This is a genomic window from Bradyrhizobium macuxiense (assembly GCF_007993935.1).
Taxonomy (GTDB): Bacteria; Pseudomonadota; Alphaproteobacteria; order Rhizobiales; family Xanthobacteraceae; genus Bradyrhizobium; species Bradyrhizobium macuxiense_A.
Window position 1 is genome coordinate 285,258 of record NZ_VITY01000001.1, and the last position, 16,384, is coordinate 301,641.

A 16,384-nucleotide genomic window follows, 5' to 3' on the forward strand; every position below is an offset into this window, starting at 1 on the left:
TAAACTTGCCCACGAAGAGACACGAACGAGCTCGCGCGGCTCTATGTGTCCCCTGAAATCCGCGCGCGCCACATTCGCGGAAGCATTTTGAACGCTTCCGTCTGACAAAGCGCGTTAAGAATCGGAAAGGATGGCCCCTCCTTCCCGGTCGAGCGCTGTTTCACGCTGGATTGTGGCTATTTTACCCGATCGTCTGTAACCAGGGCAACACGATCAGCAACAATCCGGCAAAGTAGATCAAGCCGAAGATCAGCCCGAACTTCCAGAAGTCGCCTTTGCCGATATAGCCGCTGCCGTAATACATCGGCGCCGGTCCCGTGGCGTAGGGCGAGATCACGCCCATCAGCCCGAGCGAATAGACGCACAGCAGCATCAGGGTCTGCACCGACAGGCCGGGAATGCTGGAGCCGACCGCGAGCACCACCGGCAGCACGGCAGCGGTATGCGAGGTGATGCTCGAGAAGAAATAGTGGATCCAGAAAAAGAAGGTGACGAGCAGGATCATCCCGACCAGCGGCGAAGTGCCGGAGAGCGGCTTGGCATAGCCCTCGGCCACCCATTTGATGAAGCCGATCTCGTTGAGCCCCGACGACAGCGTCAGCAGTGAGGTGAAATAGAAGAACACCTCCCAGGCGCTCTTCTCCGCGACGATGTCCTCGAATGCGATCACGCCTGACAGCAGCATCAGCGAGATCACGACGAACACCACCGTGGTCGCGTTGATGAAGTTCGAGCCGAGCAGCGGCACGCTGATATTGGGATTGGAGCCGCAGATCCACAGGAACATCGCGAGCAGCACCAGCACCGCCATGATCCATTCGTGCCGCGACGGCGGCCCCATCTTGGCGAGCTCGCCCTCGCTCCAGGTCACGATCTCCGGGCTCTCCTTGATCTCCGGCCGGCAGACCACGTAACTCAAGAGCGGCACCAGCAGCAGCAAGAGGATACCGAGCGGCGCGAAGCCGATGAACCATTGCGACCAGCCGACCTCGATATTGACGAGCTTCTTGGCGATCGAGAGCGCGGCGGCGTTCGGCGCCAGCGCGGTCAGAAACAGCGAGCTGGTCACGGCGGTGGTCGCGAACGCCGTCCACATCACGAAGGTGCCGATCTTGCCTGCGGTCGGACCGGGCTCCGAGCCGTAGATGCGCGGGATGTTGCTGACGATCGGATAGATGGTGCCGCCCGATCGTGCGGTGTTGGACGGCGTCGCCGGCGCCAGCACGAGGTCGGAGAACGCCACCGCGTAGCCGAGCCCGATGGTGCGGCGGCCGAGCCCGCGCACCAGCAGCAGCGCGAGCCGGCGGCCGAGCCCGCTCTTGCGGTAGCCGATCGAGAACACGAAGGCGCCGACGATCAGCCATACCGTGCTCTCGGAAAAGCCGCCGAGCATCCAGCGCAGCGACTTGTTCGGATCGGGCTCGACATAGCCGCCTACGCCGGCGACCGTCAGGCCGATCAGGCCAACCGCGCCGACCGGCATCGATTCGAGGATCAGCCCGGTGATGACAGCGGCGAACACCGCAAAATAGTGCCACTGATTGGCGTTGAGCCCTGACGGCACCGGCACCAGATAGATCACCAGCCAGACCAGCAACGGCGCAAATGTCCGCCATGACAACTTCATGCAGCGTCCCCCTCACCTGTGTTGATTGTCGGGCGCGCAAGCCGCCAAGTCCCCGCTATGTCCCGGGCGGCGCCGCCGTCTTTGTGGCAATGTTAGCACGGCCGCACAGTCCGTCTCGGGAAACTGCGGCCGAATGGCGCGGCTTGTGGAGGAACCGGCGCGCTTCGTCAACACGTCGCGACCCGAAGGCAGGCCCCAAGGCAGATCCCAAGGCAGATGCCATGGCAGGCCCCATCGCAAGATTGCCCGCGCTTTGCTATCCTCCGTGGCATGACGTCACGCGACTCCGCCTCCTCCGAGATCACGCCCGAGGTGCTGCTGCGCGCCTATGCCTGCGGTATCTTCCCGATGGCGGAGAGTGCTGATGATCCGACCCTGTTCTGGGTCGAACCGGAATTGCGCGGCGTGATTCCGTTCGACGGCTTCCGTGTCGCCTCCCGGTTGGCGCGCACCGTGCGCTCGGATGTGTTCACCGTCACCGTCGATACCGCGTTCAAGGCCGTGATCGCCGGTTGCGCGGCGCCGCAGCCCGGCCGCGACGACACCTGGATCAACAAGCGCATCCGCGATCTCTATGTCGGGCTGCACGCATCCGGCCATTGTCACAGCGTCGAAGTCTGGCAGGACGACAATCTGGTCGGTGGCCTCTATGGCGTCAGCCTCGGCCGCGCCTTCTTCGGTGAGAGCATGTTTCACACCGTGCGTGACGCATCGAAGGTCGCGCTGGTGCATCTGGTGGCACGATTGATCGCCGGCGGATTCGAATTGCTCGACACGCAATATGTGACCGAGCATCTGAAGACGTTCGGCGCGGTCGAGATTTCGCGCCGCCGCTATCGCGCGCTGCTCGACAAGGCGATCGCTGGCGCGCCGGCGGAATTCCGCAAGCTCGACGCCACGCAACCGGTCAAGGGTGCCGACGCACTGACGATCATCGCCGGGCGCGATTGATCTTGCCGTGCAAATACCCCGGATGGAGCGAAGCGTAATCCGGGAAAATCTCTCCGCGGAGAGAAACCCGGATTTCGCTGCGCTCCATCCGGGCTACGAAGTGCCGACTAATTTCCGAACAAGCCGCCGAACAACCCGCCCGGCCGCTGCTGGGGCGGCGGAGGTGGCGGCTGCTGCTGGTATTGCGGCAGCGGTTGCGGCGGCGGACGCGGCGCAGCCTGCTTCGGCGGTGCGCGCTTCTGGGCCGGCGGCGGAGGCGGCGTCGGCGCCTTCGGCGGATCGGGCGCGGCGGTCACGATGGTCTGGTCCGGCCCTTTGCAGTCGGTCAGCCAGATGTCGTAGATCGGATGCTCGACGCCGTGCAGGCCGGGGCTCGCCGCGAACATCCAGCCGGAGAAGATCCGCTTCACCTCGCCCTGCAAGGTGATCTCGTCGACCTCGACAAAGGCGTCGGTGTTGGCGGCTTCCGTCGACGGCCTGGTGTAGCAGGCATCGGTCTTCACCCGCAGCGCGCCGAACTGCACGGTCTCGCCGATATCCTCGTCGAAATTGATGATGCGGCCGGTGATCTTGTCGAGGCCGGAGAAGCTCGCCTTCTTGTTGGTGATCTTGGTCGAGGGCGGCTCCTGCACGACCTCGTCACCCGGCTGCAACGTCGCAGGCGTCTGCTGCGGGGCGCCCTGGGGGGCACCTTGCGGCGCGCCCTTGGGACGCTGCCCCGGCGGCAGCGGGTTGGCGCCGGGCGGCGTATTGGCAACGGCGGGACCGCCGGGCTGCGGCGGCTGCACGGCGACGCCGGGCGGGGCCACCGTCGAGCCGGGCGGCGGCGCCAAGGGCTGCGACTGCACGTTGCCGGGCGGCGGCACCGCCTGCCCGGGCGGCAACGCCCGCGGCTGCGTCGGTAGCAGCCGGCCGCGCGGCAATTCCGGCACTTCCTCGTCGTCGTCGCTGGGAGGCGCCACCTGGCCGCGCGGGATCGAGCCCGGCGGACGCGGCGCGGGATCGGAGAAAATCGTTCCGATCTGCGCGCGCGCGGGCGGCGCAAGCGAGATGGTTGAGGCGGCAATCAGGGCCGCAAAGCCAGTCAGGGCAACGGTTCGAAGCATCTCGCGCGGCTTTAAAGGGCGAATCGGGCTCGCGACACTCTACCTTGATATCGGCCGCTCGCAGGCCACCGGTTAACACACCAAATAGGGCGGGAACACGACAAACAGCAATTCTGCTGCAATTTCAATGGATCCGGCGCTCCCTGTGCTTATTTCGCTACAGGCTTTTCCGCGCGCTTCCGGGACCAATTCAATACCTGGTCAAGCCCGCGCGGTGCAGCTCTCAGGACCAGAACTGATCCTCCCGCCGCTCGTCGCCTTGGTACTCGCGGAAGTCTATCGCCTTCCCATTCCTCATCCGCCAGACATGGACTTCTGGAAACGACGCGGAAAGCCCGTTGCGTTGTGCATTCACGGTGACCAACGCGACAACGAGATCGTTTTCAGCCAGCAGATTGTGCACATCGATGCCAAACGCACCGCTCGAAAGCTCCATCGTGCGCTGAAAGAAGCCGCCGATCTGATCGTGACCGACATAGTCCCCTGACAGCGGACTGTGACCGGGAACGTGCCAGGAAATGCCCGCATCGAAGATTGCAAATACCGATGGGATGTTTCCCTGCGCAAAGTCTTCGTAGGCCTTGCGAATGATCACCGAATTTGAATCGCTCATTGCGGTCTCCTAAGAGTTGACACTCCCTGCGGGACGGATCGCATTCACGGTGATGCTTGGAATGGAAAGTATAGCAGCCGATTGCCTCCCCGAAACGATCTTCCCCGGCCCTCGTCTGCATCCGTCGATGTCCAGCATCGCGCCACGGGGACGGCCTCCTGCGCCCCTCATTGGCAAGCCTCTGGTCACTGCTGGGAACACGTGTGATAGTCCTCACGCTGAAGGCGCGCGGCAACGCGTGAAAACCAGGAAAATCCGGATCGAACCGGACCAGCAAGAGGAAACCCAACATGCCCGATCGCATCAAGCTCGACGGCCGGGTTGCCGTCGTCACCGGGGCTGCCGGCGTCATCGGAACCGCCACGCTGCATCTGCTCGCCGAACGCGGGGCGCGGATTGTCGCAGTCGACCGCAAGGGGTCCGATCTTGCCGCCGCCATCGAGGACCTCCCCGCCGCGGCCGAGGCCCTTTCGATCACCGCCGACGTCACCGATGAGGACGAGGTCAAGGACTATGTCCGCGCCGCGGTGGACCGCTTCGGGACCATCGACGCCTTCTACAACAACGCCGGCATCGAGGGCGACGTCAGGCCGATCCCTGAATATTCGCTGGAGAGCTTTCGCCGCGTGCTCGACGTCAATGTCGTCGGCGTCTTCCTCGGCATGAAGCACGTGCTGCCGGTCATGCTGAAGCAGAACAAGGGCAGCATCATCAACACCGCCTCGATCGCGGGCCTGATGGGATCGCCGATGATCGCGGTCTACAGCGCCAGCAAGCACGCGGTGATCGGGCTGACCAAGAGCGCGGCCTGGGAGTGCACCGGCACCGGCGTGCGCGTCAATTGCGTCTGCCCCGGCATGATCGAGAGCCGGATGCTGAGCACCATCCTGCAGGGCCGCTCCGGTGGCAACGCGCCGCCGCCTGTCGAGAAGATCGTCGATCGCATCCCGGCGCGCCGGCTCGGACTTGCAAGCGAGGTCGCCTCCATCGTCGCGTTCCTCGCCTCCGACGAGGCGAGCTACGTCTCCGGCTCCGCCTACACCGTCGACGGCGGGCGCACCGCCGCCTGATATTTCAGTTCAGCATCACAACAAGGTTTGTCGTCCATGCCCGTCGTTCTCGATCCCGATGCCGCCGCCGTCTACAAGGCCTTCCAGGAGGCCGGCCGCCCCGCCTACGAGACGCTGACCGCGCCGGAAGCGCGCGACTATTATCGCGCCGCCCGCATCGTCTCCAATCCCGAGCCGCCCGCGCTTGAATCGAGCAAGGAGCTCGCGATCCCGGCGCCGCACGGCAGCATCCCGGCGCGCATCTACACGCCGAAGACGCTGCGCAAGACGAACGGGCTCGCGCCGTGCCTGGTGTTCTTCCACGGCGGCGGCTGGGTGATCGGCGATCTCGATACCCATGAGGTGGTCTGCCAGAAGCTCGCCCATGAGGGCGAGCTGATCGTGATCTCGGTGGATTATCGGCTCGCGCCTGAGCATCGCTTCCCCGCCGCGGTCGACGACGCCGTCACCGCGACCCGGTGGGTTGCCGCCAACGCTGGAGATCTCGGCATCGACGCCGCGCGCCTGATCGTCGGCGGCGACAGCGCCGGCGGCAACCTCGCGGCCGTCGTCGCCCTCACCGCCCGCGACGGCGGACCGAAGCTCGCCGCCCAGCTGCTGGTCTATCCCGCAACCGATTTCTCGCGGAAGCATCCCTCGCACAGCGAGCCCGAGACCAGCATCCTCCTGACGCATTCGGTGATCGGCTGGTTCGGCAATCACTATCTTGGCGACGCCGACAACAGCGACTGGCGCGCTTCGCCCGCACGCGCGACGAGCTTCGCCGGACTGCCGGCGGCCTATGTGCTGACCGCCGGCGCCGATCCCTTGCGTGATGAAGGCGACGAGTACGCGAAATTCCTGAAAGACGCCGGCGTGCCCGTGACCTACCGGCATTTCCCCGGCCAATTCCACGGCTTCTTCACCATGGGCAAGCTGCTCGATCAGGCCAATGTCGCGGTGACCGAGATCAGCACGTGGTTGAAGGGGCTTGGCTGAAGTCGCTGGGCTGAGCGATCCGATCAGGGACGACGTTGGTGGCGTCGTCCCCGATCGAAACTCGCGTGCGCACGTTGCGGCATTAGTGCGCCTTGAAGTTCCCCGCGCCGCGCGATAGTGCGGCCACGCGCACGTCACGTCGAGCACTCCAGCCAGCGAGGATCATCTTGCTCACGCCCATCCTCGTCTACGGCATCCCGTTCGACTTCATCCTGTTCGCGTTGACGCTGCTCGGCGTCGCGATCTTCCATCACCATACGCTCGCCGTGGCGTTGACGGGTCTTGCCGCGATCGTCGCCTACAAGCTGATCTTCGCCGGCTTTGCGAAATTCGGCGCGGGCCTGCCCGGTCTCGCGCACCACATGGAGCATGAGTGGGTCACGCTCGCGAACCTGTTCCTGCTGCTGATGGGATTTGCGCTGCTGTCGCGGCATTTCGAGGAAAGCCGGATTCCCGACGAGATGCCGGCGCTGCTGCCCGACGACTGGAAGGGCGGATTGATCCTGCTGATGATCGTGTTCGTGCTGTCGGCCTTCCTCGACAACATCGCGGCCGCGCTGATCGGCGGCACCGTCGCCCGTTACGTGTTCCGCGGCCGCGTCCATATCGGCTATCTCGCGGCCATCGTCGCCGCATCGAATGCGGGCGGCGCCGGCAGCGTCGTCGGCGACACCACGACGACGATGATGTGGATCGACGGCATCAGCCCGCTCACCGTCCTCGACGCCTATGTTGCCGCCATCGTCGCGATGCTGGTGTTCGCGGTGCCGGCCTCGCTACAGCAACATCGCTTCTCGCCGATCGTGAAGAACCCGCCGACCGGCCTTAGCATCGACTGGGCGCGGGTTGCGATCGTCGCGGTGATCCTGCTCGCCGCGCTGACCGCCAACGTCACGGCCAACCTGAAAATCCCCGCGCTGCTCGACGCGCTACCGGTGCTCGGGCTCGCGGTCTGGGCCGCGATCCTCGTCACCGCGCTGCTGCGGCGGCCGGACTGGTCGGTGATGCCCGAGACGCTCAAGGGCACCGTGTTCCTGCTCGCGCTGGTGACGGCGGCCTCGATGATGCCGGTGGAGAAGCTGCCGACCGCATCATGGCAGACCGCGCTCGGGCTCGGCTTCGTCTCGTCGGTGTTCGACAACATCCCGCTGACCGCGCTGGCGCTGAAGCAAGGCGGCTACGATTGGGGCTTTCTCGCCTACGCGGTCGGATTTGGCGGATCGATGGTCTGGTTCGGCTCGTCCGCCGGGGTTGCGGTCTCCAACATGTATCCGGAAGCCAAGTCGGTGGTCCGATGGATCACCCAGGGCTGGCCGATCATGGTGGCCTATGTGGTCGGCTTCTTCGTGATGCTGGCCCTGCTCGGCTGGCATCCCGACGCGCCGCATTGATGCCAATGTGGAATTTGTCGCGCTGCAGTGCACAATCCGACTTGTCATAAATTTGTGGAAAAGCGAGACAAATCCGTTGACATTGCTAAACTCCATTTGCCGTAACAACTTATGGAGCGTTCGCATGAGTGTTAGTGCAGAAGTCCTCGCCCGCGCCCCGTTGGAACAGACGGACGATGAAATCGAAACAGTGGGCTCGCATCGACCACGCGGCAATATTCGACCTCTCTCACCGATGCCGGACTACGTCGAACACCGAAATGGCGTCAATGAAGTTGGCAAGCTGTCTGCCGAGGCAGTCGTGCGCGAGTACGAAGCGGCCGTGAAAGAGATCGAGGCCCTTGGAACGGAACTGCAGTTGGCCGCCAAGAACTGCGAGGCGATGGTGGCCGGCGTCCATGACATGATCGCGGAGATCAAGGAGTTCGCTGCGGGTTACCGCGATCAGGGCAAGCGCTTTTTCCTGCAGATCGAAGCCGTCTCGTTGATGACCATGGAGGTCAGGGATACCTGCGAGACACTCAAGAAGAAGATCGCGACCGATACATTGAGCCAGTGATTTATTTCGGTTGAAGCACATTTCATGATCAGCATCCGTGGATCTCTACGATCGTGGGCTGATCCTGTATTTGGTGAATGACTGCGCTGGTCCGGCGCGGCAGAACCGTTAGTTCTATTCAAGACCAGTTTGTTCGACATCAAATCGTTCAACACCTTGCCCCGCCACGGCGGGGCATTGTGTTGTGACGCGGGTCATCTGTGCGCGCCTCGCGTGCTCGAACGAACCGGGCCTCGGTCCATGACCGGTTTAGCGCGCGTCAGCTGCACGCTCAGCTGTGTCCGCCGCCGGAGACAATGCGGATATCGGCGACCAGCGGTCGCTAAAATCCTTGGCCGGGAGCGCGTCCGCGTCGGAGACGACAACGCCCGCGGTCCGGGGCAAGTGCGACCTCACCGTCGCGGCGGTTGCAGTGACGGCCAGCAGGACGACAGCCACGAACCCGGTAATCGTTCGATGCTTTGTCATTCAGAACCTCCTCGGGTCCCCAATGCCCACTTGACGTGGGTCACGGGAACCTTCGCGAGGTTCATCAGCACAAAGAAAGAATGGATCGCGTGCAATCGGACAACGATCTTGTCCCACTCAAGGTGCCGTCACCAGCAGCGGTTTTCGCTTCTCCGTTGGAATGATCTTCGATCCAACAAGCCACCGAAAATTCCGGAGCTCACGACCTACCCCACCCGCGCGGCCCGGCGCAGCGATTGCGGCGGCTGGCCGAAGGCGCGGATGAAGGCGCGGCGCATCCGCTCAGGATCGCGGAAGCCGGTGATCTCGGCGACGCGCTCGATCGCCTCGCCCGACGACTGCACGCGCTGCCGCGCCACCTCGATCCTCAGCCGCTCCACTGCTTTCGACGGCGTGGTTCCGGTCTCGGCGATGAAGGCGCGGGTGAAATGCCGCGAGCTCATCCCGGCCTTGTCGGCGAGGTCCTCGACCGTCAGCGGCGCGTCGAGATTTTCCCGCGCCCAGGCGAGCAGCGGCCCGAACCTTCCGTTCGGCGTCTTCAATTCCAGCAGCGAGGAAAACTGCGACTGCCCGCCGCTGCGCCGGTGATACAGCACGAGCTGCCGCGCGGTGTTCTGCGCAACCTCGTCGCCATAGTCCTCGGTGATCATGGCGAGGGCGAGATCGATGCCGGCAGTGATGCCGGCCGAACTCCAGATGTTGCCGTCGCGGACGAAGATCTGGTCCGGCTCGAGCTTGATCTTCGGATAGCTCTTCACGAAATGCGGCGTGCGCTGCCAATGCGTGGTGGCGCGGCGGCCGTCGAGCAGGCCCGCCTCGGCCAGCACATAAGCGCCGGAGCAGACGCTGGCGACGCGGACGCCGCGGCCCGCCATCCGCCGCACGAAGGACAGTGTGGTCGGACAGCTCGCAGGCGTCCGCACGCCGTTGCCGCCTGCGATGATCAGCGTCGTGATCGCCGCCGACGGCTTGAGGCCGCGCGCCAGCATCTCGACGCCGGACGACGAGCGCACCGGCCCGGCCTTGACCGCAATGGTCTTGATACCGGGCGGGTTGTTGGCGAAGCGCGCCGCGATTTCGAACGCCGCGATCGGGCCGGCCGCGTCGAGCAGCTGGAAGTCGGGAAAGATCAGGATGCCGATCATCGCCAAATCCTTTGCGGCAGCGCCTCGTCCGAAAACGAGGGAAATACGCCATTCTTGACAGGAGGCCATCATGGCATCCTGGTTCCGTCAAGCGCTATTTGGAGGCCTCCGATGTCCGACCCCCTGCAGATTGGATTGCTCGTCTTCCCGAAGGTGACCCAGCTCGACCTGACCGGTCCGCTGCAGGTGTTCTCGTCGGTGCCCGGCGCCAAGGTGCATCTGATCTGGAAGCGGATCGAACCGGTTCCGAGCGATTCCGTCATGGTGCTGACGCCGACCACGACCTTTGCCGACTGCCCGCAGCTCGACGTGATCTGCGTGCCCGGCGGCTTCGGCACCGACGACATGGTCGGCGATGAGGAGATGCTCGGCTTCCTGCGCAAGCAGGCCGCGGGCGCGAAATACGTCACGTCGGTCTGCACGGGCTCACTGGTGCTCGGCGCAGCGGGCCTGCTCAAGGGCTATCGCGCCACCACGCATTGGAGCGCGATCGATTTCCTTGCGGGCTTCGGCGCCATCCCGACCAAGACCCGCGTGTGCGTCGACCGCAACCGCTTCACCGGCGGCGGCGTCACCGCCGGCATCGACTTCGCGCTGACGCTGGTGTCCGAGCTCGTCGACCGCAAGACCGCCGAAGCAATCCAGCTCCGGCTCGAATACAACCCCGCCCCGCCGTTCAATGCCGGCTCGCCCGACACCGCGCCGGCCGAGATCCTCGCCTTCATGAGGGAGCGGATGGGACCGGCGCACGCGCGCCGCGGCGAATTGATGGGCCGCGCGGCGGCGCGACTGTCCTAGCAGCAAAGCACGATGGTTGGGCTCCCTCTCCCGCTTGCGGGATCGCTTGCGGGGGAGGGTTGGGGGGGTCTATCCACGAGTTACGTCGCGGAGAGAGCCCCCGCCCGGATCACATCTTCGATGTGATCCGACCCGCAAGCGGGAGAGGTGCACGAAAATATGCGGATCGACTGCATGATGACGATCGCCCAAAGAAAAAGGCCGCCCGGTTTCCCGAGCGGCCCTTCCTGTCTCACGGTAGCCTCACATTTGCGGGCGATTTCAGGACATCTGTACCGGGGGCCTATCTCCCGGCCGCATCCAACTCGGAGGCCGCTGCTCATCGGGACAGTCGCGATCTGGAGCCCGATCCGACGCGATGGTTTCCCATCTCCGTAAGATGGCTTCATTGAGCCGCGAAGACGTCCGCAACGCAAGCGGGCAGCAGCGACCACGCAGCACCTGTCCCCGCTGTTACCGTTGTCCACAGGCAAGCGTGCAATGCACGCGCGTCGTTACGCTCGCGCACGCTCAGGACAGCGACGCATGAAGGTCAGCTTCCGGGGGTCCAGGCGTGGTAGTCGCCGGTCGCCTTCGGGCGGCGGCCGCTCGCCAGCGTCGAGCCGGACGGACGGTAGGCTTGCGCAGTGCCGGTCATGTTCGGCAGATGCGGCTTTTCCCATTCCCTCGGCGCATACTTGTCCTCGGTCGGGGGCACGTCGACCGTGTGGTGCAGCCAGCCGTGCCAGCCGGCCGGGATCCGCGAGGCTTCGGCGTAGCCGTTATAGACCACCCAGCGGCGCTCGAAATGCAGCGTCGGGTCGATCTCGCCGCCCCTGGTGCGGTAGTAGCGGTTGCCCTGCTCGTCCTCGCCGACCAGCTCGCCGAAGCGCGAGGTCCACAATTGCGTGCCAAAGGTCTGGCCGTTCCACCAGGTGAAGAATTTCAGCAGGAATTGTTTCATGCGTGGCCGGTCACGGGTTCGAGGCTGTCCGGCTCTGATGCCACCTGAATCCGCAAATGTCCAGCCGCCGCCAAGGTAGCCCGGCACTCCCGGCATGGGCCTCGATCACGGGCCCGTTTGGCGACCAAATGACGCGGTCACGGAGAGTTTTGTTCACCTGCCATACATGCGCCTCCGGCCAAACCAAGATGACGGACAATCAATGTCGCGCGCTGGAACGTCCAACCGCAGAAATGGTTAGACATTGTCCGTTTTGATGGAGTCCAAAATGATCAATATGAAGGTTCTGAGCACCGCTGCGGCGCTGGCGCTTGCGCTGCCGTTGGCTGTGGCGCCGACCGTTTCGTTCGCCCAGTCAGCCGCGCAGATGGGCGCGATGGGCGGTGGCGGTGGTGCACGCGGCGGTGGCGGTGGCGGCTTTAGCGGCGGTGGCGCTGCGATGGGCGGTGGCGGCGGTTGGCACGGCGGTGGTGGCGGCGGCCACTGGGCCGGTGGCGGCGGCGGTGGTGGTTGGCGCGGCGGTGGCGGCTGGCACGGCGACTATCATCGTGGCGGCGGCTTCTGGCCGGGCGCGGTTGCCGGTGCAGTTGTCGGCGGAGCCCTCGCCTCGGGCGCGTATTACGGCTATGGCCCCGGATACGGCTACTATGACGACAGCTACGGCTATTACGACGACAGCGCGCCTGTCGCCGTCGAGGCCGCGCCGGGCGGCGACGCGAGCTACTGCGCACAGCGCTACCGGTCCTACGATCCGGCCTCGGGTACCTATCTCGGCTTTGACGGCCTGCGGCACCCCTGCCCGTAATCACGGCCTGAATTGCTAAATTGGCGAAGGGCGGCGGCAACGCCGCCCTTTTTCATGTCCGCAACGCCACCGCGACGGCTGCGAACGTCACAACCAGCGCCGCGATATCGCTCGCGCTGAGCGGCTCGCGCAGCATGGCCGCTGCGGCCAGCACGCCGACCACGGGCACCAGCAGCGTGCCGATCGACGCGGTCGCCGCCGGCAGCCGCTCGAGCGCCGCGAACCAGCAGACATAGCAGAGGCAGAACTGGATCAGCGTCATGTAGATCATCGACGCCCAGCCGAACTGCGACAGCGCGGCGAGCTGCGGCTGCTCGATCAGGACGCCGGCGATCGCGATCGGCACGCAGCCGATCGCAAGCTGCCAGGCCGCGAGCGACAGCGGCGGCATTGCAAGCTTGAAGAATTTGGTCAGCACCGTGCCGAGCCCGACGCACAGCGCGCCTGCAAGGGCGAACAGAATGCCCGGCAACTTGCCGACGCTGGCGTCGATCCCGCCGCCGCCGATCAGCGCGGCGATCCCGGCGAGCGCTACCGCAAGCGCGAGCGCGCGTGGCAGCGACACGCGCTCGCCAAGCACTGGCCAGGCCACCAGCGCGACCCACACCGGGATCGATATGCCGAGCACGGCCGCCTCGCTGGCGCGCAGCCAGATCAGCGCCAGGCCCATCGAGGCGACCCAGCCACCGATCGACAGCGTCGATACCAGGGCAAGCCGCAACCACATCCCGTCAGGGACGCGCAGCGTCTGCCCCCGCGCGAGCGCCACCAGAGCGAGCCCGAGCGCGCCGACCACGCCGCAGAGCCCGCGCGACGACAACGGCGGCCACTCCGTCAGAAGGAATTTCATGATCGGGAAATTGAGGCCCCAACCGGTCGAGGCGACCACCAAAAATGCGAGGCCGAGCGGTGACAGCGGGGCGCGGCCGGCGACGGGAACTGCGGTCATGGACCTGTCGTAATGTGGGCGGACAAATACAAGTGATGGTATCAGGGCTAGCTGGAAATCTGCTTGTCAGCAAACCGCATATGCATTCTATGATACAGACTTTCCATCCAGGTTCCGCCTTAATTGACGGACGGGCCAAGCGAGTCGTCGGCACGCGAGGCCGCAGCAAGAGGATGCATCGTGCCGAGCGTTCTCGTGGTCGATGACGACCCGATGGTGTGCGTTGCCATCGAGGTGTGTTTGCAGCGCCAGGGCTTCGACGTCACCGTCGCGGATGGCGGTGACGCGGGCTTGCGCGCGCTGGACCAGGCCACGTTCGACGTCATGCTGGTCGACGTCTTCATGCCGCATATGCGCGGTTTCGAGGCGATCCGCATCTTCCACGAGCGCGCCCCCGGGATTCCGGTAATCGCGATGTCGGGCTATGCCTTCGCCAATGCCGACCGCGCGCCGGACTTCCTGCGGATGACGATCGAGCTCGGGGCGTCGGCCTGCCTGCGCAAGCCGTTTACCCCGCAGGCGCTGGTTGCCGCCGTTAACGAATGTCTTGCGAAGTCTGCTCCTTCCGCTCGTCTTTCGAAATAATTGCTCGTACTAATCGTCGATGGCTTCCCAGCGTCTCATCCTCGGCAGTGGCCTTGCGATCCTCCTCGTCATCAGCGCGGCTTCGATCGGGCTGGACGTCAAGTCGCGTAGCGAGATCGATTCGGTCGATCGCACGCTCCGAATCCTGAAATGTATTTCGGATGCGCGTCCGCTGCCGCGGGGCGTCGAGAGCGCGGCGCGCGGCTTCGCGCTGACCGGCGATGCATCCTTCGCCGACGAGTTCCGCGAGCAGAGCGCCGCCCTCACCGCCGCCTTCGACGAGCTGACGAACGCGGTGAAGGCGGCGCCCGAGGAGGCGCAGCTGATCGCGGGCACCAGGGGACAGGTCGAGCGCGCCATCGCGCTCGGCGCCGAGCTGATCAGGTTGCGCAAAGCGGACGACACGGCCGGCGCCGCGGCGCTGATCTCCGCCGACGAGAGCCGTTCGCTGATGGACAAGGTCGGCACCGCGCTCGACCGGCTGGTCACGGAAGAGCGCCGCCTGCTCGGGATCCGCACCGACCAGTCCAAGTCGAACGGACGGCTGCTGCTGGCCATCGACCTCGCGGGCGTCGCGATGATCCTGCTGCTCGCGGTCGCGCTGACGGTGACGGCCCGGCGCGCCAGCCGCGAACTGCAAGGCGCGCTCAGCGCGACCAAGGCGACCAATCTGTCGCTCGAGGGCAAGGTGGCCGAGCGCACCAAGGATCTCGGTGCCGCGCTCGAAGGGCTGCGCCGTTCCACCTCGGTGATGGAAACCACCTTCCGCAGCATGGCGGAAGCGGTGCTGGTGATCGACGCCGAGGGCATCGTGCTGCTGTCGAACCCGGCCGCCGAGAAGATGCTGCGCTACAAGCCGGGCATGACGGTCCGGCAGCTGCGCGCCATGAGCAACGTGTTCCAGTCCGACGGCGTCACACCGATGCAGGCCGACGACATGCCCTCGGCCAGGGCATTGCGCGGCGAGGAATTCGACGGGCTGGAATTCGTCGCCCGGCCGGTGCGCGGCGCGCCGGAGATTCACCTCGTGGTGTCGGGCCGGCCGCTGCGCGACGACGACAACACCATCACCGGCGCGGCGCTGATCTATCACGACATCACCGCCTCGCGCGAAACCGAGCACAAGCTGCAGCAGGCGCAGAAGCTCGACGCCATCGGCAAGCTGACCGGCGGCGTCGCGCACGACTTCAACAACATGCTGACGGTCATCACCGGCACCACCGAGACGCTGGTCGACAGCCTGCGCAGCCAGCCGAAGCTTGCGCAGACCGCCGAGCTGATCGACCGCGCCGCCGAGCGCTGCCGCGAGCTGATCCAGCATCTGCTCGCGTTCGCCCGCCGCCAGCCGCTGGAGCCGCGCACCGTCGACATCAATGGCACCGTGGTCGACATCTCCAAGCTGCTGCGGCCGACGCTCGGCGAGCAGATCGAGATCAACTCGGTGCTCGCGCCCGATGTCGCGAGCGTCCATATCGATCCGTCGCAGCTTGCCAATTCGCTGCTCAACATGGCGATCAACGCCCGTGACGCGATGCCGAACGGCGGCAAGCTGCTGTTCGAGACCAGCAACATCGTGCTCGACGATGCCTATGCGGCCGTTAATCCCGACATCACGCCGGGCCGCTACGTGCTGCTCGCGGTCAGCGACACCGGCACCGGCATGTCGCACGCGGTGCAGGACAAGGTGTTCGAGCCGTTCTTCACCACCAAGGAGGTCGGCAAGGGCTCCGGTCTCGGCATGAGCATGGTGTACGGCTTCGTCAAGCAGTCCGGCGGCCATATCAAGATCTACAGCGAGGAAGGCCACGGCACCACGATCAAGCTCTATCTGCCCCCTGCCCGCGGCCAGGTCGAGGTGGAAGCGCCCGCACCGGAGCCGCCGCGGCGCGGCAGCGAAGTCATCCTGGTGGTGGAAGACGATCAATTGGTGCGCAACTACGTGGTAACGCAGCTCGGCAGCCTCGGCTACAAGACCATCGCCGTGCCCGACGCCCGCGCCGCGCTGGCGCTGGTCGACAAGGGCGAGAAGTTCGACCTCTTGTTCACCGACGTCATCATGCCCGGCGGCATGAACGGCCGCCAGCTCGCCGACGAAGTCGCCAAGCGGCGGCCCGGCATCAAGGTGCTCTACACCTCGGGCTACACCGAGAACGCGATCGTGCATCACGGCCGCCTCGACGAAGGCGTGCTGTTGCTCGCAAAGCCCTACCGCAAGGCCCAGCTCGCCAGCATGCTGCAGCAGGCGCTCGGCGAGTGATGTGAGCGCTCGGTAACGCGCTTGGCGTCTCGCGCGCGAACGGCCGCTCTGCGCTCTGCCCCGTCATTGCGAGCGAAGCGAAGCAATCCATTTCGCCGCTTGTAGAGGCAATGGATTGCCGCGGCGCTGCGCGCCTCGC

General features: G+C 65.3%; 15 protein-coding genes. 9 read left to right on the forward strand and 6 right to left on the reverse strand.

Going from position 1 to position 16,384, the window contains the following annotated elements; genetic code table 11:
* Positions 1 to 181: 181 nt before the first annotated feature.
* Entirely contained in the window at positions 182 to 1,627 is a 1,446-nt protein-coding gene (locus FBZ93_RS01315; protein WP_146984204.1) for a DASS family sodium-coupled anion symporter, read from the reverse strand.
* A 270-nt stretch (positions 1,628 to 1,897) separates the two neighbouring features.
* Between FBZ93_RS01315 and aat the strand changes: the two genes are divergently transcribed.
* On the forward strand, positions 1,898 to 2,578 hold the full coding sequence (aat, locus tag FBZ93_RS01320) for a leucyl/phenylalanyl-tRNA--protein transferase (RefSeq protein WP_146984205.1): 681 nt from the start codon (positions 1,898 to 1,900) through the stop codon (positions 2,576 to 2,578).
* A 107-nt stretch (positions 2,579 to 2,685) separates the two neighbouring features.
* Here the strand turns inward: aat and FBZ93_RS01325 are convergent, their stop codons facing one another.
* The gene (locus FBZ93_RS01325) at positions 2,686 to 3,684 is read right to left on the reverse strand and encodes a DUF2155 domain-containing protein (RefSeq protein ID WP_167528869.1); all 999 of its coding nucleotides are present in this window, start codon (positions 3,682 to 3,684) and stop codon (positions 2,686 to 2,688) included.
* Positions 3,685 to 3,907: 223 nt separating this feature from the next.
* A complete protein-coding gene (locus FBZ93_RS01330; RefSeq protein WP_146984207.1) occupies positions 3,908 to 4,297 on the reverse strand; it encodes a nuclear transport factor 2 family protein in 390 nt (129 codons plus the stop codon).
* A gap of 290 nt (positions 4,298 to 4,587) precedes the next feature.
* On the opposite strand from FBZ93_RS01330, the gene FBZ93_RS01335 reads away from it, so the two are divergent.
* The 4 genes from FBZ93_RS01335 to FBZ93_RS01350 all read left to right on the forward strand — a co-directional run bounded on the left by FBZ93_RS01335 (position 4,588) and on the right by FBZ93_RS01350 (position 8,295).
* Complete coding sequence (locus FBZ93_RS01335; protein WP_146984208.1) at positions 4,588 to 5,367, forward strand: SDR family NAD(P)-dependent oxidoreductase; 780 nt, start codon at positions 4,588 to 4,590, stop codon at positions 5,365 to 5,367.
* Between the two features lie 36 nt (positions 5,368 to 5,403).
* The gene (locus FBZ93_RS01340) at positions 5,404 to 6,345 is read left to right on the forward strand and encodes an alpha/beta hydrolase (RefSeq protein WP_146984209.1); all 942 of its coding nucleotides are present in this window, start codon (positions 5,404 to 5,406) and stop codon (positions 6,343 to 6,345) included.
* Between the two features lie 167 nt (positions 6,346 to 6,512).
* Positions 6,513 to 7,736: a citrate transporter gene (locus FBZ93_RS01345; RefSeq protein ID WP_146984210.1), complete on the forward strand. Its 1,224-nt coding sequence runs from the start codon at positions 6,513 to 6,515 to the stop codon at positions 7,734 to 7,736.
* Between the two features lie 124 nt (positions 7,737 to 7,860).
* The gene (locus FBZ93_RS01350; RefSeq protein WP_146984211.1) at positions 7,861 to 8,295 is read left to right on the forward strand and encodes a hypothetical protein; all 435 of its coding nucleotides are present in this window, start codon (positions 7,861 to 7,863) and stop codon (positions 8,293 to 8,295) included.
* 674 nt (positions 8,296 to 8,969) lie between these two features.
* Here FBZ93_RS01350 and FBZ93_RS01355 read toward each other — a convergent pair.
* Entirely contained in the window at positions 8,970 to 9,908 is a 939-nt protein-coding gene (locus FBZ93_RS01355; RefSeq protein WP_050420203.1) for a GlxA family transcriptional regulator, read from the reverse strand.
* Between the two features lie 111 nt (positions 9,909 to 10,019).
* Here FBZ93_RS01355 and FBZ93_RS01360 point away from each other — a divergent pair, with 111 nt between their 5' ends.
* Complete coding sequence (locus FBZ93_RS01360; protein WP_146984212.1) at positions 10,020 to 10,706, forward strand: DJ-1/PfpI family protein; 687 nt, start codon at positions 10,020 to 10,022, stop codon at positions 10,704 to 10,706.
* Between the two features lie 532 nt (positions 10,707 to 11,238).
* On the opposite strand, the gene FBZ93_RS01365 is transcribed toward FBZ93_RS01360, so the two are convergent.
* Positions 11,239 to 11,649, reverse strand: coding sequence for an NADH:ubiquinone oxidoreductase subunit NDUFA12 (locus FBZ93_RS01365; RefSeq protein ID WP_146984213.1), 411 nt, complete (start codon positions 11,647 to 11,649; stop codon positions 11,239 to 11,241).
* Positions 11,650 to 11,917: 268 nt separating this feature from the next.
* On the opposite strand from FBZ93_RS01365, the gene FBZ93_RS01370 reads away from it, so the two are divergent.
* On the forward strand, positions 11,918 to 12,454 hold the full coding sequence (locus tag FBZ93_RS01370; RefSeq protein ID WP_146984214.1) for a BA14K family protein: 537 nt from the start codon (positions 11,918 to 11,920) through the stop codon (positions 12,452 to 12,454).
* Positions 12,455 to 12,506: 52 nt separating this feature from the next.
* On the opposite strand, the gene FBZ93_RS01375 is transcribed toward FBZ93_RS01370, so the two are convergent.
* Complete coding sequence (locus FBZ93_RS01375) at positions 12,507 to 13,403, reverse strand: DMT family transporter (RefSeq protein ID WP_146984215.1); 897 nt, start codon at positions 13,401 to 13,403, stop codon at positions 12,507 to 12,509.
* 180 nt (positions 13,404 to 13,583) lie between these two features.
* Here FBZ93_RS01375 and FBZ93_RS01380 point away from each other — a divergent pair, with 180 nt between their 5' ends.
* A complete protein-coding gene (locus FBZ93_RS01380; RefSeq protein ID WP_146984216.1) occupies positions 13,584 to 13,988 on the forward strand; it encodes a response regulator in 405 nt (134 codons plus the stop codon).
* A 19-nt stretch (positions 13,989 to 14,007) separates the two neighbouring features.
* Positions 14,008 to 16,245 carry a CHASE3 domain-containing protein gene (locus tag FBZ93_RS01385; RefSeq protein ID WP_146984217.1) on the forward strand — a complete coding sequence of 746 codons (2,238 nt, stop codon included), beginning with the start codon at positions 14,008 to 14,010 and terminating at the stop codon, positions 16,243 to 16,245.
* Positions 16,246 to 16,384 lie beyond the last annotated feature (139 nt).

Excerpts from the sequence above, each read along its gene's own strand:
- FBZ93_RS01355 (WP_050420203.1), bottom strand. The coding sequence starts at position 9,908 with ATGATCGGCATCCTGATCTTTCCCGACTTCCAGCTGCTCGACGCGGCC.
- FBZ93_RS01330 (WP_146984207.1), bottom strand. The coding sequence starts at position 4,297 with ATGAGCGATTCAAATTCGGTGATCATTCGCAAGGCCTACGAAGACTTT.
- FBZ93_RS01365 (WP_146984213.1), bottom strand. The coding sequence starts at position 11,649 with ATGAAACAATTCCTGCTGAAATTCTTCACCTGGTGGAACGGCCAGACC.
- FBZ93_RS01385 (WP_146984217.1), top strand. The coding sequence starts at position 14,008 with ATGGCTTCCCAGCGTCTCATCCTCGGCAGTGGCCTTGCGATCCTCCTC.
- FBZ93_RS01315 (WP_146984204.1), bottom strand. The coding sequence starts at position 1,627 with ATGAAGTTGTCATGGCGGACATTTGCGCCGTTGCTGGTCTGGCTGGTG.
- FBZ93_RS01340 (WP_146984209.1), top strand. The coding sequence starts at position 5,404 with ATGCCCGTCGTTCTCGATCCCGATGCCGCCGCCGTCTACAAGGCCTTC.
- FBZ93_RS01335 (WP_146984208.1), top strand. The coding sequence starts at position 4,588 with ATGCCCGATCGCATCAAGCTCGACGGCCGGGTTGCCGTCGTCACCGGG.
- FBZ93_RS01360 (WP_146984212.1), top strand. The coding sequence starts at position 10,020 with ATGTCCGACCCCCTGCAGATTGGATTGCTCGTCTTCCCGAAGGTGACC.
- FBZ93_RS01350 (WP_146984211.1), top strand. The coding sequence starts at position 7,861 with ATGAGTGTTAGTGCAGAAGTCCTCGCCCGCGCCCCGTTGGAACAGACG.
- FBZ93_RS01375 (WP_146984215.1), bottom strand. The coding sequence starts at position 13,403 with ATGACCGCAGTTCCCGTCGCCGGCCGCGCCCCGCTGTCACCGCTCGGC.
- aat (WP_146984205.1), top strand. The coding sequence starts at position 1,898 with ATGACGTCACGCGACTCCGCCTCCTCCGAGATCACGCCCGAGGTGCTG.
- FBZ93_RS01370 (WP_146984214.1), top strand. The coding sequence starts at position 11,918 with ATGATCAATATGAAGGTTCTGAGCACCGCTGCGGCGCTGGCGCTTGCG.
- FBZ93_RS01325 (WP_167528869.1), bottom strand. The coding sequence starts at position 3,684 with ATGCTTCGAACCGTTGCCCTGACTGGCTTTGCGGCCCTGATTGCCGCC.